Annotated in this window: 23 protein-coding genes; 4 read left to right on the top strand and 19 right to left on the bottom strand. The window is 71.5% G+C overall.

Annotated elements, in window-relative coordinates:
• Positions 1 to 27: 27 nt before the first annotated feature.
• From OG594_RS14130 to OG594_RS47085, 3 genes are all read left to right on the top strand, one after another.
• A complete protein-coding gene (locus tag OG594_RS14130) occupies positions 28 to 537 on the top strand; it encodes a hypothetical protein (RefSeq protein ID WP_266598699.1) in 510 nt (169 codons plus the stop codon).
• A 73-nt stretch (positions 538 to 610) separates the two neighbouring features.
• A complete protein-coding gene (locus OG594_RS47090; RefSeq protein ID WP_323185218.1) occupies positions 611 to 934 on the top strand; it encodes an antibiotic biosynthesis monooxygenase family protein in 324 nt (107 codons plus the stop codon).
• A 2-nt stretch (positions 935 to 936) separates the two neighbouring features.
• On the top strand, positions 937 to 1,413 hold the full coding sequence (locus OG594_RS47085) for a group II truncated hemoglobin (protein ID WP_323185217.1): 477 nt from the start codon (positions 937 to 939) through the stop codon (positions 1,411 to 1,413).
• A gap of 191 nt (positions 1,414 to 1,604) precedes the next feature.
• Here the strand turns inward: OG594_RS47085 and OG594_RS14120 are convergent, their stop codons facing one another.
• The 7 genes from OG594_RS14120 to fmt all read right to left on the bottom strand — a co-directional run bounded on the left by OG594_RS14120 (position 1,605) and on the right by fmt (position 7,513).
• Positions 1,605 to 2,063, bottom strand: a complete 459-nt coding sequence (locus OG594_RS14120) for a barstar family protein (RefSeq protein WP_266598697.1) — start codon at positions 2,061 to 2,063, stop codon at positions 1,605 to 1,607.
• A complete protein-coding gene (locus OG594_RS14115; protein WP_266598695.1) occupies positions 2,060 to 2,494 on the bottom strand; it encodes a ribonuclease domain-containing protein in 435 nt (144 codons plus the stop codon). Before OG594_RS14115 ends, OG594_RS14120 begins: the two co-directional genes overlap by 4 nt.
• 49 nt (positions 2,495 to 2,543) lie before the next feature.
• A complete protein-coding gene (locus OG594_RS14110) occupies positions 2,544 to 2,765 on the bottom strand; it encodes a CarD family transcriptional regulator (RefSeq protein ID WP_030012151.1) in 222 nt (73 codons plus the stop codon).
• 123 nt (positions 2,766 to 2,888) lie between these two features.
• Positions 2,889 to 3,902 carry a sugar-binding transcriptional regulator gene (locus OG594_RS14105; RefSeq protein ID WP_189740535.1) on the bottom strand — a complete coding sequence of 338 codons (1,014 nt, stop codon included), beginning with the start codon at positions 3,900 to 3,902 and terminating at the stop codon, positions 2,889 to 2,891.
• A 124-nt stretch (positions 3,903 to 4,026) separates the two neighbouring features.
• Positions 4,027 to 4,713, bottom strand: a complete 687-nt coding sequence (gene rpe / locus OG594_RS14100; protein ID WP_266598692.1) for a ribulose-phosphate 3-epimerase — start codon at positions 4,711 to 4,713, stop codon at positions 4,027 to 4,029.
• A 270-nt stretch (positions 4,714 to 4,983) separates the two neighbouring features.
• The gene (locus tag OG594_RS14095; RefSeq protein WP_266598690.1) at positions 4,984 to 6,459 is read right to left on the bottom strand and encodes an RsmB/NOP family class I SAM-dependent RNA methyltransferase; all 1,476 of its coding nucleotides are present in this window, start codon (positions 6,457 to 6,459) and stop codon (positions 4,984 to 4,986) included.
• Positions 6,460 to 6,568: 109 nt separating this feature from the next.
• Complete coding sequence (gene fmt, locus OG594_RS14090) at positions 6,569 to 7,513, bottom strand: methionyl-tRNA formyltransferase (RefSeq protein ID WP_266598688.1); 945 nt, start codon at positions 7,511 to 7,513, stop codon at positions 6,569 to 6,571.
• A gap of 249 nt (positions 7,514 to 7,762) precedes the next feature.
• On the opposite strand from fmt, the gene OG594_RS14085 reads away from it, so the two are divergent.
• Complete coding sequence (locus OG594_RS14085) at positions 7,763 to 8,311, top strand: hypothetical protein (protein ID WP_266598686.1); 549 nt, start codon at positions 7,763 to 7,765, stop codon at positions 8,309 to 8,311.
• Positions 8,312 to 8,505: 194 nt separating this feature from the next.
• Here OG594_RS14085 and OG594_RS14080 read toward each other — a convergent pair whose 3' ends face one another.
• The 12 genes from OG594_RS14080 to OG594_RS14025 form a co-directional block, all read right to left on the bottom strand.
• Entirely contained in the window at positions 8,506 to 10,644 is a 2,139-nt protein-coding gene (locus OG594_RS14080; RefSeq protein WP_266598684.1) for a primosomal protein N', read from the bottom strand.
• A 61-nt stretch (positions 10,645 to 10,705) separates the two neighbouring features.
• Positions 10,706 to 11,914 carry a methionine adenosyltransferase gene (gene metK / locus OG594_RS14075; protein WP_189740308.1) on the bottom strand — a complete coding sequence of 403 codons (1,209 nt, stop codon included), beginning with the start codon at positions 11,912 to 11,914 and terminating at the stop codon, positions 10,706 to 10,708.
• Between the two features lie 212 nt (positions 11,915 to 12,126).
• Positions 12,127 to 13,341 (bottom strand): bifunctional phosphopantothenoylcysteine decarboxylase/phosphopantothenate--cysteine ligase CoaBC, encoded by a 1,215-nt coding sequence (coaBC, locus tag OG594_RS14070; RefSeq protein ID WP_266602893.1) that lies wholly within the window; start codon positions 13,339 to 13,341, stop codon positions 12,127 to 12,129.
• A gap of 121 nt (positions 13,342 to 13,462) precedes the next feature.
• Positions 13,463 to 13,735: a DNA-directed RNA polymerase subunit omega gene (gene rpoZ / locus OG594_RS14065; RefSeq protein WP_004948662.1), complete on the bottom strand. Its 273-nt coding sequence runs from the start codon at positions 13,733 to 13,735 to the stop codon at positions 13,463 to 13,465.
• 73 nt (positions 13,736 to 13,808) lie between these two features.
• A complete protein-coding gene (gmk, locus tag OG594_RS14060) occupies positions 13,809 to 14,372 on the bottom strand; it encodes a guanylate kinase (RefSeq protein ID WP_266598680.1) in 564 nt (187 codons plus the stop codon).
• Between the two features lie 61 nt (positions 14,373 to 14,433).
• Positions 14,434 to 14,757, bottom strand: coding sequence for an integration host factor (locus tag OG594_RS14055; protein WP_030008746.1), 324 nt, complete (start codon positions 14,755 to 14,757; stop codon positions 14,434 to 14,436).
• 302 nt (positions 14,758 to 15,059) lie between these two features.
• Positions 15,060 to 15,899: an orotidine-5'-phosphate decarboxylase gene (gene pyrF, locus OG594_RS14050; protein ID WP_266598678.1), complete on the bottom strand. Its 840-nt coding sequence runs from the start codon at positions 15,897 to 15,899 to the stop codon at positions 15,060 to 15,062.
• Complete coding sequence (locus OG594_RS14045) at positions 15,896 to 17,005, bottom strand: quinone-dependent dihydroorotate dehydrogenase (protein ID WP_266598676.1); 1,110 nt, start codon at positions 17,003 to 17,005, stop codon at positions 15,896 to 15,898. The genes pyrF and OG594_RS14045 overlap by 4 nt, the downstream gene beginning before the upstream one ends.
• A gap of 91 nt (positions 17,006 to 17,096) precedes the next feature.
• Positions 17,097 to 20,405: a carbamoyl-phosphate synthase large subunit gene (carB, locus tag OG594_RS14040; protein WP_266598674.1), complete on the bottom strand. Its 3,309-nt coding sequence runs from the start codon at positions 20,403 to 20,405 to the stop codon at positions 17,097 to 17,099.
• Positions 20,398 to 21,546: a glutamine-hydrolyzing carbamoyl-phosphate synthase small subunit gene (gene carA / locus OG594_RS14035; protein ID WP_266598673.1), complete on the bottom strand. Its 1,149-nt coding sequence runs from the start codon at positions 21,544 to 21,546 to the stop codon at positions 20,398 to 20,400. The genes carB and carA overlap by 8 nt, the downstream gene beginning before the upstream one ends.
• Entirely contained in the window at positions 21,543 to 22,124 is a 582-nt protein-coding gene (locus OG594_RS14030; protein WP_266598672.1) for a hypothetical protein, read from the bottom strand. The genes carA and OG594_RS14030 overlap by 4 nt, the downstream gene beginning before the upstream one ends.
• Positions 22,121 to 23,407, bottom strand: a complete 1,287-nt coding sequence (locus OG594_RS14025; protein ID WP_266598670.1) for a dihydroorotase — start codon at positions 23,405 to 23,407, stop codon at positions 22,121 to 22,123. Before OG594_RS14025 ends, OG594_RS14030 begins: the two co-directional genes overlap by 4 nt.
• Between the last annotated feature and the right edge of the window lies 1 nt (position 23,408).

Below are 23,408 nucleotides of genomic sequence, written 5' to 3'. Positions count from 1 at the left end.
GGTCGCAACGGATGCAACGTTGATTACATGATTACAGCCGAACAGAGCGAACAGCTCCGCGCATGGTTCGCCGAGCGCCTGCCGGTCGACGTCTACGAGTCCCTGGACTCGGTCACCCTCGACCGCGAGGAGATCACGGTCGTCGGCGTCATACCGGCGGCCGAATCGGTCAAGGAGTTCCGCGAACGCACCCGCGAACAGCGCATCGAAGTGGCCCGCGAGGCCGAAGAGCTCTACCGCCGGAAGGTCGCCTGGGGCGTGCGGGTGGGTGAGGAGACGACCCTGTTCACCCACCTCGCCGTCCCGGTGATGACCCGCCTGCGCCAGTCCGAGCGCCAGGTCCTCGACACCCTGGTCGCCGGCGGCGTGGCCCGCAGCCGGGCCGACGCCCTCGCCTGGTGCGTCCGGCTCGTCGGCCGCAACACGGACGAATGGCTGACAGAGCTGCGCGACTCCCTGGACGAGGTCCAGCGGGTCCGCGCCCAGGGCCCCGACGTCTCCGAACCGACCGACTCCATGAAGTCCGGGTCCGAATGACGAATCCGCCCCACGGCGGCGCGTGATCGCGTAAGGCTGGCGACGACCTACACCCAGGGAGAGGCACGCACCCATGACCACCACCGTCGAATACATCCGCTACCGGATCGCATTGGACGACCAGTCGGCCTTCGAGGACGCGTACGCCCGGGCCGCCGAGTCCCTGGCCGCATCCCCCGAGTGCATCGACTACGAGCTGGCCCGCTGCGACGAGGAGAAGGAGCGCTACATCCTGCGGATCCGCTGGACCTCGATCGAGGACCACCTGGGCGGGTTCCGCAAGGGCGAGCACTTCCCGGCCTTCTTCCACGCGATCCGTCCCTACGTGACGGCCATCGAGGAGATGCAGCACTACCTCGTGACGGGCGTCGTGGGCACGGGAAAGGCCGCCGGATAACGATGAGCACCACACCCACCATCTACGAGTGGATGGGCGGAGCGGAGGCGATGAACCGCCTTACGGACGCCTTCTACGCCCACGCCCTGCAGGACGAGATCCTGGCCCCGGTCTTCGCCGGCATGGACTCGGAACACCCGCAGCACGTCGCGGTCTGGCTGTCGGAGGTCTTCGGCGGCCCCGCGGACTACACCGCCCACCACGGCGGCCACCAGCACATGGCCACCAAGCACCTGGGCCGGGCAATCACCGAGCGGCAGCGCCGCCGCTGGGTGGACCTGCTGATGGACACGGCCGACGAGGTCGGCCTCCCGACGGACCCGGAATTCCGGGGAGTGTTCGCCTACTACATCGAGTGGGGCACCCGCATGGCCCTGATCTACTCGGGCCCCAACCCGCCCCCGGTCGACGCGGCCAAGATCCCGGTCTGGTCCTGGGGCCAAACCCCACCCTGGATCCCGAACACCACCCAGAACTGACCCAGGGGGCAGGCCAGGCGCCTGCCCCCAACCCAGCTTCTCCAACCCCACCGGGCCAACGCTCGAGGCACTCTTCCCACCCCGCCCGACCAACCCAGCCCCGCCCGGCGAACCCAGCCCCGCCGGCGTTTGAGGCGCTCTTTCAGCCCCACCCGGCCAACCCCAGCCCCGCCGGCGTTTGAGGCGATCTTTCAGCCCCGCCGGCGTTTGAGGCGCGGGGTCCGGGGCGGAGCCCCGGCAACCGGCCCGGGCCCGGCCTCACCCTCGGCCAGCACCACCACCAGCTCCAGCCCGCCTCCGCCAGGCCCCGGCCCCGGCCCCGGCTCCCGCCAGAAGCCCACGGCCTCCTCCAACACCTCGACCAGCGTCTCCCACTCGCCCGGCCGGGCATCGGCGTAATCCCGCCAGGACGTCACCGCCACCAGCCACCCCCCACCCCGCGGCACCGGCAACCACGACAGGTCCCGCAGCGCATCGGCCAACGCGTCCCAGTTCCCGCCGACCCACTCCGGCAGCCGCAAGGCATCCCCGCACCGCCGCATCAGCTCGGACTTGTCCCGTACCCCGCTCAGGTCCAGCCGTACGGTCGTCCGGCCCGCGGCTTCGGCGGCTTCGAGCGCCGGGGCGAGCGGCTGCGGGTCCAGGCTCATCGGAGAACCGCCTTGAAGGTGTCGTAGTGGTCGTCCGTGTAGAAGAACTCCCCACCCTCACCCGTCACGATCCGCCGGGCTCCGCGATCACGCTCTCCCGGCGTCCGCACGGTGTAATCGTGGTAGTAGCCACGCCTCTGCTCGGGCAGGGCCTTCTCGAAGTTCCCGAAGACCGTGCCGTCCTGCCGGTAGGGGTACGGCCCGCCCACGTCGATGAGCGCGAGCACGTCACGGGCCTGCTGCGGCAGCCCGTCGGCCCGTACGGCGGCCATCCCCTTCGCCCACCCCGGGACGGCGGAGGCACTCGCGCGGGAGGCGGCGGAAGGTGCGGGTTCCTGCCCGCCACAACCCACCGCACCGACCAGCGCGACACAGAGGAACAGGGCCCCCAGCAAACGCAGCAACGATCGGGGCACGTTCCGAAAGATCATGCACCGATCGTGCCAAATATCCGATTCGCTCGCGAATCGCCCGGTGGCCTCAGAGTGCGGCCATCTTGGTGTAGGGACTCAGGATTCGCTTCTGAACCGAACCGAAGTCGACGAGAACAGCGATCCCCTCCTCGATTCCGACGACACGGCCGAGGCCGTGCTCGTCGTGGGTAACCCGGTCGCCGACGTTGAACTGCCGGATGGGCTGCTCCACGGGGGCCTTGAACGGGCTGGACGGCAAATGGCGGCGAGGTACTGCTGACTTTGTCATTGGAACCAGTATGCGCCCCGCGGGCCGCCGCGCGGCCCGCCGTTCGGATCTCAATTCCAGCACCATCCGCACCGGCGGCGTCAACAGCGGCCGCCGCGGCCCGTCATGCCCGGTCAGACCGCATCAATCGTCCGGGTCGGCCCGGTCCAACGCCGGCCGCAGCCCGGGGGCCGACTCGGTGAGGAGGTAGTCGGCGACCGCCGTGTCGGTGACGAGACTGGTGACCAGCCCCGACCTCAGCACGGCCCCGATCGCGGAGGCCTTGCGCAGCCCGCCCGCGATCGCCACGACCTCGGGGATCCGCCGCAGTCGGTCCGCCTCGACGGTGATGCACCGCTCGCCGAGGTCCCGACCGACACGACGCCCCTCGGCGTCGAACAGGTGCGCGGACATCTCCGCCGCCACACCCAGCGAGGCGTAGTGCTCCCGCTCCTCGTCGGTCAGCATGTCGTGCACGGTCGAGATGCCCGGCTCCCACGAGCCGATCGACACCGCCGCGACCGTCACCTTGTCGAAGTACTCGAAGGCGCGCGCGATCCCCGTCTGGCTGCGCAGCGCGGCCGCGGTCGCCGGATCGGGCAGCAGCATCGGCGCGTAGATCGGGTGCGCGTCACCGCCCGAGACCTGGGCGGCCCGGCGCACGGCCTCGACCGAACCCCGCTCGGCGGTCCCCGCGTCGTACACGCCGGTCAGCTGCACCACGGTGCACTGCGGCAGCCGGTGCAGGGAGGCGGCCATGTGGATGGTCGACCGCCCCCACGCCAGGCCGAGCACGTCGCCTTCGTTGACCAGCTCGCCCAGCAGGTCGGCCGCGACCGCGCCGAGGTTCTCCGGGTCGGGCGCGTCCTCGGTGGTGTCGGCGGGCGACTCCACGACGACGGCGTGCCGGAGCCCGTACCGGGCCCGGAGCGCGTCCGACCGCTCGGCATCGAGTTCGGCCGGTACCCGGATCTCGATCCGTACGAGGTCGCGTTCGAGGGCGGTCTCCAGGACCCGGGCCACCTTGAAGCGGCTCACGCCGAACTCCTCGGCGATCTGGATCTTGGACTTGCCCTCCAGGTAGAAGCGGCGGGCCATGGCCGCCGCCTGCACCAGCTCCGCGGGTCCCATCCGCAGGGCTGACCGTCCCGCCGACATTGCAGACACCGCGTTCTCCTCACTGCTGTTCACACTCTCGACTCGCCGTTCATCCTGTCAGATCCGACGGCCGTTGATCAGCCTGGACAGCTCCCGTTCACCGAGCTGTTCATCAACCCTTGGTTCAGTGGTCGCAAGCCCACGGCGCGGCTGCGATCGCCGCACCCGCCTGCTCACGCAGCGTGCGCACGGCGGCGGCCGGATCGACCGCCCCGTAGACCGCGCTGCCGGCCACGAACACGTCCGCGCCGGCCTCGGCACACCGTTCGATGGTCGAGGCGGAGACCCCGCCGTCGACCTGGAGCCACAGCTCCAGACCGTGCTTGGTGATCAGCTCCCGGGTACGGCGGATCTTCGGGAGCATGATGTCCAGAAAGGGCTGGCCGCCGAAGCCGGGCTCGACCGTCATGATCAGCAACATGTCGAGCTCGGGGAGGATGTCCTCGTACTGTTCGATCGGCGTCGCGGGCTTGAGCGCCATCGAGGCCCGCGCCCCCTTGGCCCGGATCTCCCGCGCGAGCCGCACGGGTGCGGCGGCGGCCTCGGCGTGGAAGGTGACCGAGCCCGCGCCGGCCTCCACGTACTGGGGGGCCCAGCGGTCCGGGTCCTCGATCATCAGGTGGAGGTCCAGCGGGGTGTCCGTGGCCCTGCTCAGCGATTCCACGATCGGCATGCCGAGGGTCAGGTTCGGGACGAAGTGGTTGTCCATGACGTCGACGTGCAACCAGTCGGCCCCCTCGACGGCCTTCGCCTCCTCGGCGAGTCGGGCGAAGTCGGCGGACAGGATGCTGGGATAAATCTGAGCGGCCATGCCCCAAGCCTGCCATGCCCCCACCGGGTTCCGGCCACGACCCCGCAAGTCGCCCCGCGCAGGACGGGACGGGACGACCGGGCGCGGTACGGCCGGGACCGGGTGGTGCGCGAGCGACCCCGGGGGGCGGTATCCGGCCGGGCGGGTCCGGGTGGTGCGGCGGGGGCTCCGGAAGGCGGAAGCCTCGAGACGGAGCCCGCGGAGCCGGCGGCCGTGGCGGCCCGGGTCATCCCGTGGGCCACCACGGACGACGGGGGACCGACGACTCGGCTACGCCGTCCGCCTCAGCAGCGCCAGGTACATCGCGTCCGTGCCGTGCAAGTGGGGCCACAGCTGGACGTCCGGGCCGTCGCCCAGGGCCGGGACGCCCGCCATGAAGGGCCTCGCGTCGATCAGTTCCGCGGACACCGGGGAGTGGCCCGCGCCGCGGCCCTTCAGGACGTCGTCCACGACGACCCGGGTCTCCGCCAGGTGCGGCGAGCACGTGGCGTAGCCGACGATGCCGCCCACCCGCACCGCCGACAGCGCCTCGCGCAGCAGCCCGCGCTGGAGCGGCGCGAAGCCCTCCAGGTCCTCCGGGCGGCGGCGCCAACGGGCCTCCGGGCGGCGGCGCAGCGCGCCCAGGCCCGAGCACGGGACGTCCATCAGGACCCGGTCGAAGGAGCCCGGCAGCCATGCCGGGCGGGTGCCGTCGGCCGCGATGACCTGGTACGGGCCCGGGTTGCCCGCGAGCGAGCGCTCCACGAGCCGGGCCCGGTGCGGCTGCTTCTCCGAGGCCAGCAGGAACGCCCCGCGCTGCGCCGCGAGCGCCGCGAGCAGCGCCGCCTTGCCGCCCGGGCCGGCGCAGCCGTCGAGCCACCGCTCGTCGCGGCCCTCGACCGGTGCGGCCGCCAGCGCCATGGCCACCAGCTGGCTCCCCTCGTCCTGCACGCCCGCGCGGCCCTCGCGGACCGCCTCCAGCGCGCCCGGTTCGCCGCCCTCGGCCATCCGCACGGCGTACGGCGACCAGCGGCCCGGCAGCGCCGAGTCCTCGCCGACCGCCTCCAGCAGTTCCTCCGGAGTGGACCGGCCCGGGCGGGCCACCAGGGTCACCTCGGGGCGCTCGTTGTCGGCCTCCAGCAGGTCCTCGATGCCCGCGCGCCCGCCGCCCAGCGAGTCCCACAGGGCGCTGACGACCCACCTGGGGTGCGAGTGGTACACCGCGAGGTGTTCCTCGGCGTCGTCCTCGTAGGGCGGGGCGACGCGCTCCAGCCAGGCGTCCAGGTCGTGCGCGGCGATCTTCCGCAGGACGGCGTTCACGAACTTGGCGCGCCCGTCCCCGAGCACCACCCGGGCCAGTTCCACGCTCGCCGAGACCGCCGCGTGCGTGGGGATGCGGGTGCCGAGCAGCTGGTGGGCGCCGAGCGAGAGCACGTCGAGCACCGGCGGGTCCACCTCCCGCAGCGGGCGGTCAATGCACGCCTTGATGACGGCGTCGTAGGTGCCCTGGCGGCGCAGCGTCCCGTAGACCAGCTCGGTGGCCAGCGCCGCGTCGCGCGCCTGGAAGTTCTCGTCCTGGCGGGCCTTCCTGAGCAGTGGCGGCAGTACGAGGTTGGCGTAGGCGTCGCGCTCGTCCACCGCCCGCAGCACCTCGAAGGCCAGCATCCGGACGGGGTCCTTCTGGGGCCGGCGGTAGGGCTTGGCCTGCTTGCCACCCGCGCCTGCGGGGGCAGGCTTGCGACGGGGCTGACGGGGCTGTTCGCTCACGTGAAAGGTGCTCCGGGTTTACGAGTGCTACGAGTGCTACGGGTCGTGCGGGGCTGCGGGTCGTGCAGGGGTGGGACGGGGGGCGTCCGCGCTCGGACGCCGCCACCGATCAGCCTACGTCGGCTCCGCCGAGCCGCTCGCCGGGAGCGATCCGCACCCCGCGGGCCCAGTCGGCGGCCCGCATCGGCTTCTTGCCCTGCGGCTGCACCCACAGCAGCTCCACGGCGTGCGAGCCGGTGCCGGCGTACACGTTGTTCTTTGCGGGGGCCAGCTCGCCCGGTTCCAGGTCCGTGCGGTCGGGCACCAGGCCGAGCGAGATCAGCTTGAGGCGTTCCCCGCGGAAGACGGTCCACGCTCCCGGGGCCGGCGTGCAGCCGCGGACCACGCGGTCGGCGCGCATCGCGGGAGCGGTCCAGTCGATCCGGGCGTCCTCCACGGTGATCTTGGGCGCGTGGGAGATCCCGTCGTGGGGCTGCTCGACGGCGCGCAGGGTGCCGTCCTCGATGCCGTCCATGGTGGCGGCGAGCAGTCCGGACCCGGCGAAGGCGAGCCGGGTGAGCAGGTCGCCGCTGGTGTCGGTGGGCCGGATCTCCTCGGTGAGGATGCCGTAGACCGGGCCGGTGTCCAGGCCCTCCTCGATGCGGAAGGTGGAGGCGCCGGTGACCTCGTCCCCCGCGATGATCGACTGCTGGACGGGCGCGGCTCCGCGCCATGCGGGCAGCAGCGAGAAGTGCAGGTTGACCCAGCCGTGCCGGGGGATGTCGAGGGCGCTCTTGGGGATCAGCGCGCCGTAGGCGACGACCGGGCAGCAGTCCGGGTCGATCTCGCGCAGCCGGGCCTGGAAGTCGGGGTCGCGGGGGCGGGCGGGCTTGAGCACCTCGATGCCCGCTTCCTCGGCGCGTTCGGCGACCGGGCTGGCGACGAGGCGGCGGCCGCGGCCGGCCGGTGCGTCGGGCCGGGTGATGACGGCGGCGACCTCGTGCCGCCCGGAGGCGATCAGGGCGTCCAGGGCGGGTACGGCGACCTCGGGGGTGCCTGCGAAGACGAGCTTCACTGGGGGACTACCTCGCTATCTCGGCTGTCAGCAGCGCACCAGTCTATGGGGCGCGGGTCGGGCCGCCCACCTGTGGTGTTGAGGGGGCGTACACACATGCGTGCGCCCCTCGCATATGCCGACACGCCCCCACAGCGTGACCTGGGCGACGGGTGGCGCGTTGTCAAGAGAGATTGACCAAAACGGGCCGCGTGCGAACGGTGTCTGCGGCCCGATCCGCCCTTCAGCACCGGTTCGAGAGGCTTCTTCATGGCCGACCACGCCACCCACGACGCTCAAGCCCGGGCCAGCCTGCACCTCCTGGTACGGGACATCGAGCGGGTTCGCCGGCAGGTGGATGCCCTGCGTACGCTCACCGCCCAGCTCGGCAACGTGTACCGCCCGCGCCGATCGGGTCCCTCCACCGGCTTCGTCGTCTACGGCCGGGCGCCCGCGCCGACCGTCCGCCTCGCGCAGGAGCTGCGGGACAGCGTCGAGACGCTGGTCACCGCGGCAGTGGACTTCGACCGCTCGCTCGGCTTCTCGTGGGACGCGGTCGGTTCTGCGCTCGGCGTCACCAAGCAGGCCGTGCACCGCCGCTACGGGGCCCGGCGGGCGCAGTCCGCCGAGTCCGCGGAGCCGGTGGCCGAGGGGACGACCACCCGGACCATGGGGCCGCTGCCGACCGTCCCGGCGGCCCGCTCGATGCCGCCGCAGCCGGTGCGCGAGGAGGCCCAGGCAGCCGCCGCGGGCGTTCCCGCGCGGGGGCTCGGAGAGGTTCCCCGCTCCCCCGCCTTCCCCGGTCCGCGCACCGGCTGAGGGGTCTCCTGCCGCCGGGACGCCGACACCCGACGGCCGGCCGCGCCGGATCGCCGCGCCCGAGTCCGCCCCCGGCGGGACGACCGTACGGGTCACCCCACCGGGGGTTTCGGCGTTCGGCGACGGCCTTGCTCGTACCTCGTCGGAGCACCTCGTCAGTGCAGCTCGTCGGTGCACCTCGTCGGTGCGACTCGTCAGCCGATGTCGGGTGGGTCGATGCGGACCCGGACCGCCTCAGCCGCCGGAACCCCCTTCGCCAACCGGGCCGCCTGCGCCGACTTCAGGGCGGCCGCGAGGGCGGCTCCGCTGCCCGGTGGGACCCGGACCAGCGCCCGCTCCCCCGGGGACGGCTCCCCGCGCCGCCCCGGGAGCGGTACCGGCCCCAGGACCTCCGCGTCGGGCGGCAGTCCGGCCCCGGCCAGAAAGGCCTCCACGGCCTCGCCCCGGCCGGCCACCGCCGCCATCCGGGACACCGGCGGGAAGCCGAGCTGGGACCGCTCCGCGAGTTCCCGTACGGCATGGCCCACCGGGTCCCACCGCACCAGCGCCTGCACGGGCCGCAGCGTCGGTTCGGCGACCACCACGACCTGGCCGTCGCCCCGGACCAGGGAGGCGGCGGCGATCCACCGCCGCAGCGCGTCCTCGCCGGCCCGCAGGTCGGGCCGGCCCAGCATGGCCCAGCCGTCGAGCAGCAGCGCGGCCGCGTACCCGGCGCCCGCCGCCACCGGTTCGGCACCGGGGGTGCACACCACCAGCGCGGGCCGGTCCGGCACCTCGTCGAGGATGTGGTCGCGCCCGGAGGTCCGTACGGCCACGGCCGGGAAGGCGCGTCCCAGTTCCTCGGCGGTGCGCCGCGCGCCGACCACCTGGGCCCGCAGCCGGAACGATCCGCATTCCTCGCAGTGCCAGGACGGCTCGCCCCGCCCGCACCACCCACACCTCAGGTCACGCTCGTCGGGGGCCTCCAGGGGGCCCGCGCAGACCGTGCAGCGGGCGGGGGTGCGGCACCGCTCGCAGGCCAGCCGGGGCACGTAGCCCCGCCGCGGTACCTGGACCAGTACGGGCCCGGTCTTCAGCCCTTCCCGTACGGTCTCCCAGGCCAGGCTCGGCAGGCGCGCGGCCCGGGCCGCCTCGTCGCGGGCGAGCAGCTCGTCCCCGACGGTCCGGATCCTGGGCGCGCAGGCCCGTACGGTCTCGCGGTCGGCGATCAGGGGCCTGGCCCAGCCGGACTCGACCAGCTGGGCGGCCTCCACGGTGCAGCTCGTACTGCCCGCGAGGAAGCCGCAGCCGTCGTTCACGGCGCGCAGTTCCAGTACTTCCCTGACGTGCGGGAAGGGGGCGTTGTCGTCGCTGTGGCTGGAGTCCCCGTCGTCCCAGACGGCGACCAGCCCGAGGTCCCGTACGGGTGCGAACATCGCGGCCCGGGTGCCGATGACGGCCCGCACGGAGCCCCGGTGCACCGCCAGCCATTGGCGGTAGCGCTTCTCGGGACCCGACTCGGCGGTCAGCAGCGCGTGCCGGCCTTCGCCGAGCAGGGCGGTCAGGGCCGCGTCGACGCGGGCGGCGGTCCGCCCGTCGGGGAGCACGGCGAGGGCCCCGCGCCCGGAGGCCAGGGTGGCGGCGATGGCGCGGGCGAGTTCGTCGGCCCAGCCGGGGCCGGGCAGGGCGGTCCACACGGCGCGCGGGCTGCCACCGGTGGCGAGGGCGCGCAGGAAGCCGGGCCCGGCGCCGTACCGCTCCCAGCCGGCGGGGTCGGGGGCGGGGGGCGGCGGCAGGGGTTCCGGTGAGGGCTTGGCCTCGGCGCGGGCGCTCCGGGCGGGCAGGGCGAGCTGGAGCACGTCGGCGAGGCTGCCCGCGTACCGGTCGGCGACGGCCCGGGCTAGGGCGAGCATGCGGGGGCTGAGGACCACCTCGGGCGAGACGACGTGGGCGAGGGCGGCCAGTGCGCCGTCGTAGTCGGACTCGGCGCGGCGTTCCACGATGAAGCCGTCGATGAGACCGCCGCCCTCGCGGCGGCCGCCGTGCACGCGGTGGGAGCCGGCGCCGAACCGGACGCGGACGCGGACACCGGGCTGGGCGGCCTCGGAGAGCTCCTCGGGAACGGCGTAGTCCCAGAGCTGGTCGAGGTGGAGCACGCCCTTGTTCACGAGGATCCGGGCGACGGGCAGCTCGGCGGCGAGGGCGGCCCCGCGCCAGGTGCGCGGCTTTGCCTTGGGCGCCTTGGCCTTCGCCTCGGCGACCATGTCCCGGATCAGTGCGAGCTGCTCCGGCGGGGACTCATTCGCGCTGCTCACATCAGCATTCTTACCAAAGTCCACTGACAGGCACGGCATGCGAACGGCCCCGGACCAGCTGGTCCGGGGCCGTTCGGCGATCGTCCGAGGACGAGGGGTACTACAGGCCGGCCGCGGTGCGCAGGGCGTCCACGCGGTCGGTGCGCTCCCAGGTGAAGTCCGGAAGCTCACGGCCGAAGTGGCCGTAGGCGGCGGTCTGGGCGTAGATCGGACGCAGCAGGTCCAGGTCGCGGATGATCGCGGCCGGGCGCAGGTCGAAGACCTCGCCGATCGCGTCCTCGATCTTCTGGACCTCGACCTTGGCGGTGCCGAAGGTCTCGACGAACAGACCGACGGGCTCGGCCTTGCCGATGGCGTACGCGACCTGCACCTCGCAGCGTGCGGCGAGACCGGCGGCGACCACGTTCTTGGCGACCCAGCGCATGGCGTAGGCGGCGGAGCGGTCGACCTTCGACGGGTCCTTGCCGGAGAAGGCGCCGCCACCGTGACGGGCCATGCCGCCGTAGGTGTCAATGATGATCTTGCGGCCGGTGAGGCCGGCGTCGCCCATCGGGCCGCCGATCTCGAAGCGGCCGGTCGGGTTCACCAGCAGGCGGTAGCCCTCGGTGTCGAGCTTGATGCCGTCCTCGACGAGCTGCGCGAGGACGTGCTCGACGACGAACTCGCGGATGTCGGGAGCGAGCAGCGAGTCGAGGTCGATGTCCGAGGCGTGCTGCGAGGAGACCACGACGGTGTCCAGGCGCACGGCCTTGTCACCGTCGTACTCGATGGTGACCTGGGTCTTGCCGTCGGGGCGCAGGTACGGGATGGTCCCGTTCTTGCGGACCTCGGAGAGCCGGCGGGACAGCCGGTGCGCGATGTGGATCGGCAGCGGCATGAGCTCGGGGGTCTCGTCGCAGGCGTAGCCGAACATCAGGCCCTGGTCGCCGGCGCCCTGCTTGTCCAGCTCGTCCTCGTCGCCCTCGACGCGCTTCTCGTAGGCGGTGTCGACGCCCTGCGCGATGTCCGGGGACTGGGCGCCGATGGACACCGACACGCCGCAGGAGGCGCCGTCGAAGCCCTTCTTCGAGGAGTCGTAGCCGATCTCGAGGATCTTGTCCCGGACGAGCTGCGCGATGGGCGCGTAGGCCTTCGTCGTCACCTCTCCCGCGATGTGCACGAGACCCGTGGTGATGAGGGTTTCCACGGCGACGCGCGAGGTCGGGTCCTCGGTGAGGAGCGCGTCGAGGATCGTGTCGCTGATCTGGTCAGCGATCTTGTCGGGGTGGCCCTCGGTGACGGACTCCGAGGTGAACAGACGACGGGACACAACGCTCCCTGGGGTTGCAGCGGCTGCTGGCTGATCATTTGGCGGAACCACATCGGGGGCTGCGCCCGATCACGCTCCGGATGCAGTTTATCGGTCGCCACTGTTTCGTGGACCACCCGTCTCGCCTTATGGGAGCCGTGTGACCTGCGGCACTCCCATTCTTACGCACAGAGGTGACCTGGAGAAGGGGAATCGACCCAGGCGCGTCGCGGCTACAGCCGGGCGGCCACCTGGTCCCACAGCACCTCAGCCAGGGCCTCCTTCGGACCATAGGGCACTTGAGTCTCAGAGCCATCGGAGGCCAGGATGACCGCTTCGTTCTCCTCGGAACCAAAGGTCCGAGCCTCTCCGACCTCGTTCACGACGAGTAGGTCACAGCCCTTCCGGGCGAGCTTGGCGCGGCCGTTCGCGAGGACGTCGTCGGTCTCGGCGGCAAATCCCACGACCACCTGTCCGGCCCTGGCCCGATCGGCCGAGATCTCCGCGAGAACGTCCGGATTGCGCACCAGCGCCACCGGCGCCGGGTCTTCTCCGTCCTTCTTCTTGATCTTTCCGCCCGCGTAGACGGCGGGCCGGAAATCGGCCACGGCCGCGGCCATCACCACGACGTCGGCGTCCGCGGCGGCCTTGAGCACGGCCTCTCGCAGCTGCACGGCCGTCCCCACGCACACGACGTCCACCCCGGCCGGATCGGCCAGCGCGGTGTTGGCCGAAACCAGGGTGACCCGGGCCCCGCGGGCGACGGCGGTGCGGGCGAGGGCGTAGCCCTGCTTGCCGGAGGAGCGGTTGCCCAGGAAGCGGACCGGGTCCAGCGGCTCCCGCGTGCCGCCCGCGCTGATCACCACGTGCCGCCCGGCGAGGTCCGGCTCGGCCACCCCGCGGGCCAGTCCCCGCCGCCTCAAGACGTGGCGGCAGAACTCGAAGATCTCCTCGGGGTCGGGCAGCCGCCCCTTTCCGGTGTCCTTGCCGGTGAGCCGGCCGACGGCGGGCTCGATGACGAGGGCGCCGCGCCGGCGCAGCGTGGCCACGTTCTCCTGGGTGGCGGGGTGCTCCCACATCTCGGTGTGCATGGCGGGGGCGAAGACCACCGGACAGCGCGCGGTGAGCAGGGTGTTCGTGAGCAGGTCGTCGGCGAGCCCGTGGGCGGCCTTGGCCAGCATGTCGGCCGTGGCGGGGGCGACGACGACGAGGTCGGCGGACTGCCCGATGCGCACGTGCGGAACCTCGTGGACGGATTCCCAGACCTCGGTGGAGGCCGGGTTCCCGGACAGGGCGGACCAGGTGGCCTCCCCCACGAAGTTCAGGGAGGCCGCAGTGGGCACCACCCGCACGTCGTGGCCGGACTCGGTGAGCCGGCGCAGCAGCTCGCACGCCTTGTAGGCGGCGATCCCACCGCTGACTCCCAGTACGACCTTCGGCTTGTCCACCACGTACTTCCCTTCGACGGCTGCGACGCGTTCGGCTCTGATCGTCGTCGTACCCACCCATGACACACCACAGGCCCGGCAGATGTTCTGCCGGGCCTGTGGTGAAAGGACTTCTGGTGCCCTACTGGGCCGGGGCCTCGATGGCCTCGGAGGTCAGCAGACCAGCGTTGATCTCGCGCAGCGCGATCGAAAGCGGCTTCTCGTGGACGTGGGTGTCCACCAGCGGGCCGACGTACTCGAGCAGGCCCTCACCGAGCTGCGAGTAGTACGCGTTGATCTGACGCGCGCGCTTGGCCGCGTAGATCACGAGGCTGTACTTCGAGTCCGTAGCCTCGAGCAGCTCGTCGATCGGCGGGTTGATGATGCCCTCGGGCGCAGTGATGGAAGAGGACACGCTCTACCTTCCGAAGATGGGTGAAAGATTGGGCCGTCCTGGAATCGACCGAATCAAAAACATCGATCAACGATCAGACAACTGCCATCAAGGCTAGCAGCTCACGGGCTACGTCCTCGACGGAGGTGTTGACCAGGGTGGTGTCGAACTCGGACTCGGCAGCGAGCTCGATCTTGGCGGCGGCGAGCCGGCGCTCGATGACCTCCGTCGATTCGGTGCCCCGACCGGTCAGTCGGCGGACCAGCTCGTCCCAGCTCGGCGGTGCCAGGAAGACCAGCTGGGCGTCGGGCTTGGACTCGCGGACGAGTCGTGCGCCCTGGAGATCGATCTCCAGCAGTACCGGCTCGCCGTTGTCCAGGCGTTCCAGCACCGCGCCGCGGGGAGTGCCGTAGCGGTTGCCCGCGAACTCGGCCCACTCCAGCAGCTCGCCGTTGGCGATCAGCTTGTCGAACTCGTCGTCATTGACGAAGAAGTAGTGGACTCCGTGTCGCTCACCGGGCCGCGGCTTGCGGGTGGTGGCCGACACCGAGAGCCATACCTCGGGGTGAACCTTGCGCATATGCGCGACGACCGTGCTCTTGCCGACCCCTGAAGGGCCGGAGAGCACGGTCAGCCGCGGACGAACCTCTGCTGCCATAGAGCGATTATCCAGGTTCTCGGGACTGCCTGAGAACGCCGGGAGAACTTCAGGCGACGCCTCAGGCGCCGGTGCTGCCGAACTCGCGCTCCAGAGAGGCGATCTGGTTGGAACCGAGACCTCGGACACGCCGGGACTCGGAGATGCCGAGACGCTCCATGATCTGCTTGGCGCGCACCTTGCCCACGCCAGGCAGAGACTCCAGCAGGGCGGAGACCTTCATCTTGCCGATGACGTCGTTCTCCTGGCCCGTCTTGATGACCTCTTGGAGCGAGGCGCCGGAGTGCTTGAGTCGATTCTTCACCTCGGCCCGCTCCCGGCGAGCCGCGGCGGCCTTTTCGAGCGCGGCTGCGCGCTGTTCAGGGGTAAGGGGCGGAAGAGCCACGCCTACGTCACCTCGGATGTCGAACTGTCGGATACGGACCGGTGGGCAGCCCGAAGGCACCACACCAGGCGAGCTCCCGAACAGCGATGGAACTCGTTCGCTGCACGTTCACTCTGGTCGGAGACTAGCGGCCAACACCGCTCCAGTCAGCGAGAACGGACGAAAAGTCCTGGTCAGCCTCCACTGAACCGTACATCACGGACAAAATACCCCGGTTTTGTCCGATGAAGAGCGTTCGAGTTTCGCCAAGAAGTGCGAGGGGCCGTGCCGCGGAGGTGCGGCCGGCCTCCCCGGGCGAGCGATTACGCGGTGACGGCCTCGTGGATCTCGTCGGCGAAGCGCCGCGCCGAGTCGCGCAGGGCGTTCACGTCCGGACCGTGCTTCAGGACGCCCCGCGAGACGTTCGGGACGACGTTGCGCACGGCCTTGCCGAAGACGCCCGGCAGGTCCGCCGCCGTCGCGCCCTGCGCGCCGATGCCGGGGGCCAGCAGCGGCCCGTTGATGTCCAGGTCGAAGGAGGACAGATCGCCCAGCGTGGCGCCGACCACCGCGCCGAAGGAGCCCATGGGGGTGGCGTCCGCGTTCTCCGCCGCCAGGTGCGCCAGCATCGTCGCGCCGATCGTCCGGCCGTCCTCGCGGACCGCCCGCTGGACCTCGGCGCCCTCCGGGTTCGAGGTCAGTGCCAGGACGAACAGGCCCGCGCCCGACTCCCGGGCCAGGTCGACGGCCGGCTTCAGCGAGCCGTAGCCCAGGTACGGGGAGACCGTGAGCGCGTCCGAGAACAGCGGCGAGGCCGGGTCCAGGAAGGCCGAGGCGTACGCCGCCATGGTCGAGCCGATGTCGCCGCGCTTGGCGTCCATGACGACCAGGGTCCCGGCCGCCCGGGCGTCCGCGACCGCCCGCTCCAGGACGGCCACGCCCTTCGAGCCGAACCGCTCGAAGAAGGCCGCCTGGGGCTTGAAGACCGCCACCGACTCGGCGAGCGCCTCGACGACCGTGCGGGAGAACCGCTCCAGGCCCGCGATGTCGTCCTGCAGGCCCCACTGCGCCAGCAGGGCGGCGTGCGGGTCGATGCCGACGCACAGCGGGCCCCGGGAGTCCATCGCCGCGCGCAGGCGGGTGCCGAACGGGGTCACAGTCACTTGGCGGCCTTTCGGGTCTCGGCGCCCACCGCTTCGGCGAGCGTCGCGTACGGGCTGTTGGCCAGGCGCGCGGCAAGGCCCTTGTGGATGGCGCGGGCGTAGAACGGGCCTTCGTAGATGAAGGCGCTGTAGCCCTGGATCAGCGTGGCGCCGGCCAGGATCCGCTGCCAGGCGTCCTCGGCGTTCTCGATGCCGCCGACCCCGACCAGGACCAGGCGGTCCCCCACGCGGGCGTACAGGCGGCGCAGGACCTCCAGCGAGCGCTCCTTGACCGGGGCGCCGGAGAGCCCGCCGGTCTCCTTCGCCAGGGACGGGGCGGACTTCAGGCCCAGCCCCTCCCGGGCGATGGTGGTGTTCGTCGCGATGATGCCGTCGAGGCCCAGCTCCAGGGCCAGGTCGGCGACCGCGTCGACGTCCTCGTCCGCGAGGTCGGGGGCGATCTTGACCAGCAGGGGCACCCGGCGGTCGGTCACGGTGCGGTCCGCGGCCTCGCGCACGGCCGTCAGCAGCGGGCGCAGCGACTCGGTGGCCTGGAGGTTGCGCAGGCCCGGGGTGTTCGGCGAGGAGACGTTCACGACGAGGTAGTCGGCGTGCCGGGCGAGACGCTCGGTCGAGGCGACGTAGTCCGCCACGGCCTCCTCCTCGGGCACGACCTTCGTCTTGCCGATGTTGACGCCGACGACCGTCTTGAAGACGGCCTCACGGGCCGCCAGGCGGGCCGCCACGGCCGCCGAGCCCTCGTTGTTGAAGCCCATGCGGTTGATCAGCGCGCGGTCCGCCACGAGGCGGAAGAGCCGCTTCTTCGGGTTGCCGGGCTGCGGTTCGGCCGTGACCGTGCCGATCTCGATGTGGTCGAAGCCGAGCATCGACATGCCGTCGATGGCGACGGCGTTCTTGTCGAAGCCCGCGGCGAGGCCGAAGGGGCCGTGCATGCGCAGGCCGAGGGCCTCGGTGCGCAGCTCCTCGTAGCGCGGGGCCAGGGCGGCCGCGACGAAGGTGCGCAGCACGGGCGTGCGGGCCGCCAGGCGGATCCAGCGGAAGGCCAGGTAGTGGGCCTGCTCCGGGTCCATCCGCTTGAAGACCAGGTTGAAGAACGTTTTGTACATCGTCTGAAAATCCCTCTGCGCTCGTGAAGAGGGGGACACCCGTCGTGAAACCGGTGTCCCCCTCCCCGTGTCCGGGCTGTACGGGCCTGCGTCAGTCGCGGGCCGCGGTCAGGTGCTCCGCGTGCTCCTGGAGGGAGCGGACGCCCACGTCGCCGCGGTTGAGCGCGTCGATGCCCTGGACGGCGGCGGCGAGCGCCTGGACCGTGGTCAGGCAGGGGACGCTGCGGGCCACGGCCGCCGTACGGATCTCGTAGCCGTCGAGGCGGCCACCGGTGCCGTACGGGGTGTTGACGATCAGGTCGACCTGGCCGTCGTGGATCAGCTGGACGATGGTCTTCTCGCCGTTCGGGCCCTCGCCCTCGCTGAGCTTGCGCACCACGGTGGCGTTGATGCCGTTGCGGCGCAGCACCTCGGCGGTGCCGGAGGTGGCCATCAGCTCGAAGCCGTGGGCGACGAGCTCGCGCGCCGGGAAGATCATCGAGCGCTTGTCGCGGTTGGCGACGGAGATGAAGGCGCGGCCCTTGGTGGGCAGCGGGCCGTAGGCGCCGGCCTGCGACTTGGCGTAGGCGGTGCCGAAGACGGCGTCGATGCCCATCACCTCGCCGGTGGAGCGCATCTCGGGGCCGAGGACGGTGTCCACGCCGCGGCCGTGGATGTCGCGGAAGCGCGACCACGGCATGACGGCCTCCTTGACGGAGATCGGCGCGTCGATCGGCAGGGTGCCCCCGTCGCCGGTCTTCGGCAGCAGGCCCTCGGCGCGCAGCTCGGCGATGGTGGTGCCGAGCGAGATGCGGGCGGCGGCCTTCGCGAGCGGGACCGCGGTGGCCTTCGAGGTGAAGGGGACGGTCCGGGAGGCGCGCGGGTTGGCCTCCAGGACGTAGAGGATGTCCCCGGCCATCGCGAACTGGATGTTGATCAGGCCGCGGACGCCGACGCCCTTGGCGATCGCCTCGGTGGAGGTGCGCAGGCGCTTGATGTCGTAGCCGCCGAGGGTGATCGGGGGCAGGGCGCAGGCCGAGTCGCCGGAGTGGATGCCGGCTTCCTCGATGTGCTCCATGACGCCGCCGAGGTAGAGCTCGTGGCCGTCGTAGAGGGCGTCGACGTCGATCTCGATCGCGTCGTCGAGGAACCGGTCGACCAGCACGGGGCGGGTCGGGGAGATCTCGGTGGACTCGGTGATGTACGACTCCAGGCGGGTCTCGTCGTAGACGATCTCCATGCCGCGGCCGCCGAGCACGTAGGACGGGCGGACCAGGACCGGGTAGCCGATCTCGTCGGCGATCGCCTTCGCACCCGCGAAGGTGGTGGCGGTGCCGTGCTTGGGGGCCGGCAGGCCGGCGTCGGCGAGGACCTGGCCGAAGGCGCCGCGGTCCTCGGCGGCGTGGATGGCCTCCGGGGAGGTGCCGACGACGGGGACGCCGTTGTCCTTGAGCGCCTGGGCCAGACCGAGGGGGGTCTGGCCGCCGAGCTGGACGACGACACCGGCGATGGGGCCGGCCAGCGACTCGGCGTGGACGATCTCCAGCACGTCCTCGAGCGTCAGCGGCTCGAAGTACAGGCGGTCGGAGGTGTCGTAGTCGGTGGAGACCGTCTCCGGGTTGCAGTTGACCATCACGGTCTCGTAGCCGGCGTCGCTGAGGGCGAAGGAGGCGTGGACGCAGGAGTAGTCGAACTCGATGCCCTGGCCGATGCGGTTCGGGCCGGAGCCCAGGATGATCACCGCGGGCTTGGTGCGGGGCGCGACCTCGGACTCCTCGTCGTACGAGGAGTAGAAGTACGGGGTCTTCGCGGCGAACTCGGCGGCGCAGGTGTCGACCGTCTTGTAGACCGGGCGGACGCCGAGGGCGTGCCGGACCTCGCGGACGACGTCCTCGCGCAGGCCGCGGATCTCGGCGATCTGGGCGTCGGAGAAGCCGTGGCGCTTGGCCTCGGCGAGCAGCTCGGGGCCGAGCTTCTCGGCGGCGGTCAGCTCGTCCGCGATCTCCTTGATGAGGAAGAGCTGGTCGACGAACCAGGGGTCGATCTTCGTGAACTCGAAGACCTCTTCCTGGGTGGCGCCGGCGCGGATGGCCTGCATGACGGTGTTGATGCGGCCGTCGGTCGGGCGGACCGCGGTGCGCAGCAGCTCGTCCTTGTCGCCGGTGGGGCCGACGAAGGTGAACTGCGAGCCCTTCTTCTCCAGGGAGCGCAGGGCCTTCTGGAGGGCCTCGGTGAAGTTGCGGCCGATGGCCATGGCCTCGCCGACCGACTTCATGGTGGTGGTGAGGGTGGCGTCGGCCAGCGGGAACTTCTCGAAGGCGAAGCGCGGGGCCTTGACGACGACGTAGTCGAGGGACGGCTCGAAGGAGGCCGGGGTCTGCTCGGTGATGTCGTTGGGGACCTCGTCGAGCGTGTAGCCGATGGCCAGCTTGGCGGCGATCTTGGCGATCGGGAAGCCGGTGGCCTTCGAAGCGAGCGCCGAGGAGCGCGAGACGCGCGGGTTCATCTCGATGACGATGACGCGGCCGTCGGTCGGGTCGATCGCGAACTGGATGTTGCAGCCGCCGGTGTCGACGCCGACCTCGCGGATGATCGCGATGCCGATGTCGCGCAGGCGCTGGTACTCGCGGTCGGTCAGGGTCATCGCCGGGGCGACGGTGATCGAGTCACCGGTGTGGACGCCCATCGGGTCGAAGTTCTCGATGGAGCAGACGACGACCACGTTGTCCTTGGTGTCGCGCATCAGCTCCAGCTCGTACTCCTTCCAGCCGAGGATGGACTCCTCCAGGAGCACCTCGGTGGTCGGGGAGAGCGTGAGGCCCTGGCCGGCGATGCGGCGCAGCTCGTCCTCGTCGTGGGCGAAGCCGGAGCCGGCGCCGCCCATGGTGAAGGAGGGGCGGACGACGACGGGGTAGCCGCCGAGCGTGTCGACGCCCTTGATGACCTCGTCCATGGTGTGGCAGATGACCGAGCGGGCGGACTCGCCGTAGCCGATCTTGGCCTTGACGGCCTCGACGACGCCCTTGAAGAGGTCCCGGTCCTCGCCCTTGTTGATGGCCTCGACGTTGGCGCCGATGAGCTCGACGCCGTACTTCTCCAGCACGCCCTGCTCGTGCATGGAGATCGCGGTGTTGAGCGCGGTCTGGCCGCCGAGGGTCGGCAGGAGCGCGTCGGGGCGCTCCTTGGCGATGATCTTCTCGACGAACTCGGGGGTGATCGGCTCGACGTACGTGGCGTCGGCGATCTCCGGGTCGGTCATGATCGTCGCGGGGTTGGAGTTCACCAGGATGACCCGCAGGCCCTCGGCCTTGAGGATGCGGCAGGCCTGGGTGCCGGAGTAGTCGAACTCGGCGGCCTGTCCGATGACGATCGGGCCGGAGCCGATGACCAGGACGGACTGGATATCGGTGCGCTTAGGCACGCTCGGCCTCCATCAGAGATACGAAGCGGTCGAAGAGGTACGCGGCGTCGTGCGGGCCGGCGGCCGCCTCGGGGTGGTACTGGACGCTGAAGGCCGGCTGGTCGAGCAGCTGGAGGCCTTCGACGACGTTGTCGTTCAGGCAGACGTGGGAGACCTCGGCGCGGCCGTAGGCGGTCTCGGTGACCTTGTCGAGGGGCGCGTCGACGGCGAAGCCGTGGTTGTGCGCGGTGATCTCGACCTTGCCGGTGGTGCGGTCCTGCACCGGCTGGTTGATGCCGCGGTGGCCGTACTTCAGCTTGTAGGTGCCGAAGCCGAGCGCGCGGCCCAGGATCTGGTTGCCGAAGCAGATGCCGAAGAGCGGGGTCTTGCGCTCCAGCACGCCCTGCATGACGGCGACGGGGCCGTCGGCGGTGGCCGGGTCGCCCGGGCCGTTGGAGAAGAACACGCCGTCCGGCTGGACCGCGTACACGTCCTCGACGGTGGCGGTGGCGGGCAGCACGTGCACCTCGATGCCGCGCTCGGCCATCCGGTGCGGGGTCATGCCCTTGATGCCGAGATCGACGGCGGCGACGGTGAAGCGCTTCTCGCCGATCGCGGGGACGACGTACGCCTCCTTGGTGGCGACCTCGGCGGAGAGGTTCGCGCCCTTCATCTGCGGCTGTGCCTGGACCTTGGCCAGCAGGGCCTCGTCGCGGATGCCGACCCAGGCCTCGCCCGAGAAGATGCCGACGCGCATGGCGCCGCGCTCGCGCAGGTGGCGGGTCAGGGCGCGGGTGTCGATGCCGGAGATCCCGACGACGCCCTGCTTCGCGAGCTCCTCGTCCAGCGAGCGCCGGGAGCGCCAGTTGGAGGGGACGCGGGCGGGGTCGCGCACGACGTAGCCGGCCACCCAGATGCGGGAGGACTCGGGGTCCTCGTCGTTGACGCCGGTGTTGCCCACGTGGGGGGCGGTCATCACGACGACCTGCCGGTGGTACGACGGGTCGGTGAGGGTCTCCTGGTAGCCGGTCATGCCGGTGGAGAACACGGCCTCGCCGAAGGTCTCCCCCACAGCGCCGTAGGCGCGGCCGCGGAAGATCCGACCGTCCTCCAGGACGAGTACGGCGGGAGCTTTGGCTGCTCCCCTGGTGGAGGTCGTCATCGTTCGGCGCCTTCCGTCGTGATGGATGAGTTCATGAGATTGATGGCTTCGACCCAGGCGGCGTGTTCGGCCGCGCGGTCGGAGCGGAATCCGGAGTCGATCAGCTTGTCGCCGTGCGCCCAGGTGACGACGAGCAGGCCGCCCTCGGTGAGTACCTTGCCCGCGATTCCCTTGTCGAGGCGGGCGCCGCGCAGCTGCGCGGCCGGTACGAAGAAGTCGCCCGCCCCCGGTCGGACCACGTCGAGGCCCGCGTCGGTGAGCGTGAGCTCGACCCGGCTGCGCAGGCCCAGACCGTGGGCGACGATCCGGTCGAGCCACTGCCCGGCGGTGGTGGACCCGTGGTACCGGCCGGTCAGGGCCAGCCGGTGCTCGGGAAGACCGTCGGGGGCGGCGGGCAGCTCCGGCAGATCGTTCTGCAGGGCGCCGCGCCATTTCCAGCCCTGCCGCATCAGCCAGTAGACGAACGCGACGAAGACGGCCAGGCCGATCACCCACGCGATGCGGGCGCCGAACTGGGTCACCTCCGCCGACTGTCGTTCTGCGGCCTCGGCGGCCAGTTGGATTACTGCAGGTGTCACGCCAGTTTCCCGTCCACGACCGTTGCCCGGCCCCGCAGGAAGGTATGAGTGACGCGCCCCGGCAGCTCACGGCCCTCGTAAGGCGTGTTGCGGCTGCGGGAGGCGAAGTGTGCGGGGTCCACGACACCACGGTACGAGGTATCGACCAAGGTCAGGTTCGCGGGTTCACCTGCCGAGACGGGACGGCCGTGGTTCTCGAGACCGCCGATGCGCGCCGGAGCGAAGGACATCCGCTCGGCGACGCCCGCCCAGTCGAGCAGTCCGGTCTCGACCATCGTCTGCTGGACGACGGAGAGCGCGGTCTCCAGGCCGACCATGCCCATGGCGGCGGCGGCCCACTCGCAGTCCTTGTCCTCGTGCGGGTGCGGGGCGTGGTCGGTGGCGACGATGTCGATCGTGCCGTCGGCGAGCGCCTCGCGCAGGGCCAGCACGTCGCGCTCGGTGCGCAGCGGCGGGTTGACCTTGTAGACCGCGTTGTACGAGCGCACGAGCTCCTCGGTGAGGAGGAGGTGGTGCGGGGTGACCTCGGCGGTGACGTCGATGCCGCGGGACTTGGCCCAGCGGACGATCTCGACGGAGCCGGCGGTGGAGAGGTGGCAGATGTGGACGCGGGAGCCGACGTGCTCGGCGAGCAGGACGTCGCGGGCGATGATCGACTCCTCGGCGACGGCCGGCCAGCCGCCGAGACCGAGTTCCGCGGAGACGATGCCCTCGTTCATCTGGGCGCCCTCGGTGAGGCGGGGCTCCTGGGCGTGCTGGGCGACGACACCGCCGAAGGCCTTCACGTACTCCAGGGCACGGCGCATGATCACGGCGTCGTCCACGCACTTGCCGTCGTCGGAGAAGACGGTGACGCGGGCGGCGGACTCGTGCATGGCCCCCAGCTCGGAGAGCTGCTTGCCCTCCAGGCCGACGGTGACGGCGCCGATGGGCTGCACGTCGCAGTAGCCGGACTCCTTGCCCAGGCGCCAGACCTGCTCGACGACGCCTGCGGTGTCGGCGACCGGGAAGGTGTTCGCCATGGCGAACACGGCGGTGTAGCCACCGGAGGCGGCGGCGCGGGTGCCGGTGAGGACGGTCTCGGAGTCCTCGCGGCCGGGCTCGCGCAGGTGGGTGTGCAGGTCGACGAGGCCGGGGAGGAGGAGCTGGCCCTCGGCCTCGATGACGGTCGCGCCCTCGGCGTCCAGGCCCGTCCCCACGGCGGCGATGGTCTCGCCGTCGATCAGGACGTCCTGCGCCTCGCCACCGAGTACCTTCGCGCCACGGATAAGGATCTTGCTCATG

Source organism: Streptomyces sp. NBC_01214, assembly GCF_026340975.1.
Classification (GTDB): Bacteria; Actinomycetota; Actinomycetes; order Streptomycetales; family Streptomycetaceae; genus Streptomyces.
Note: the sequence above shows the minus strand (reverse complement) of the source record. Positions and strands in the feature narration are given on the sequence as shown.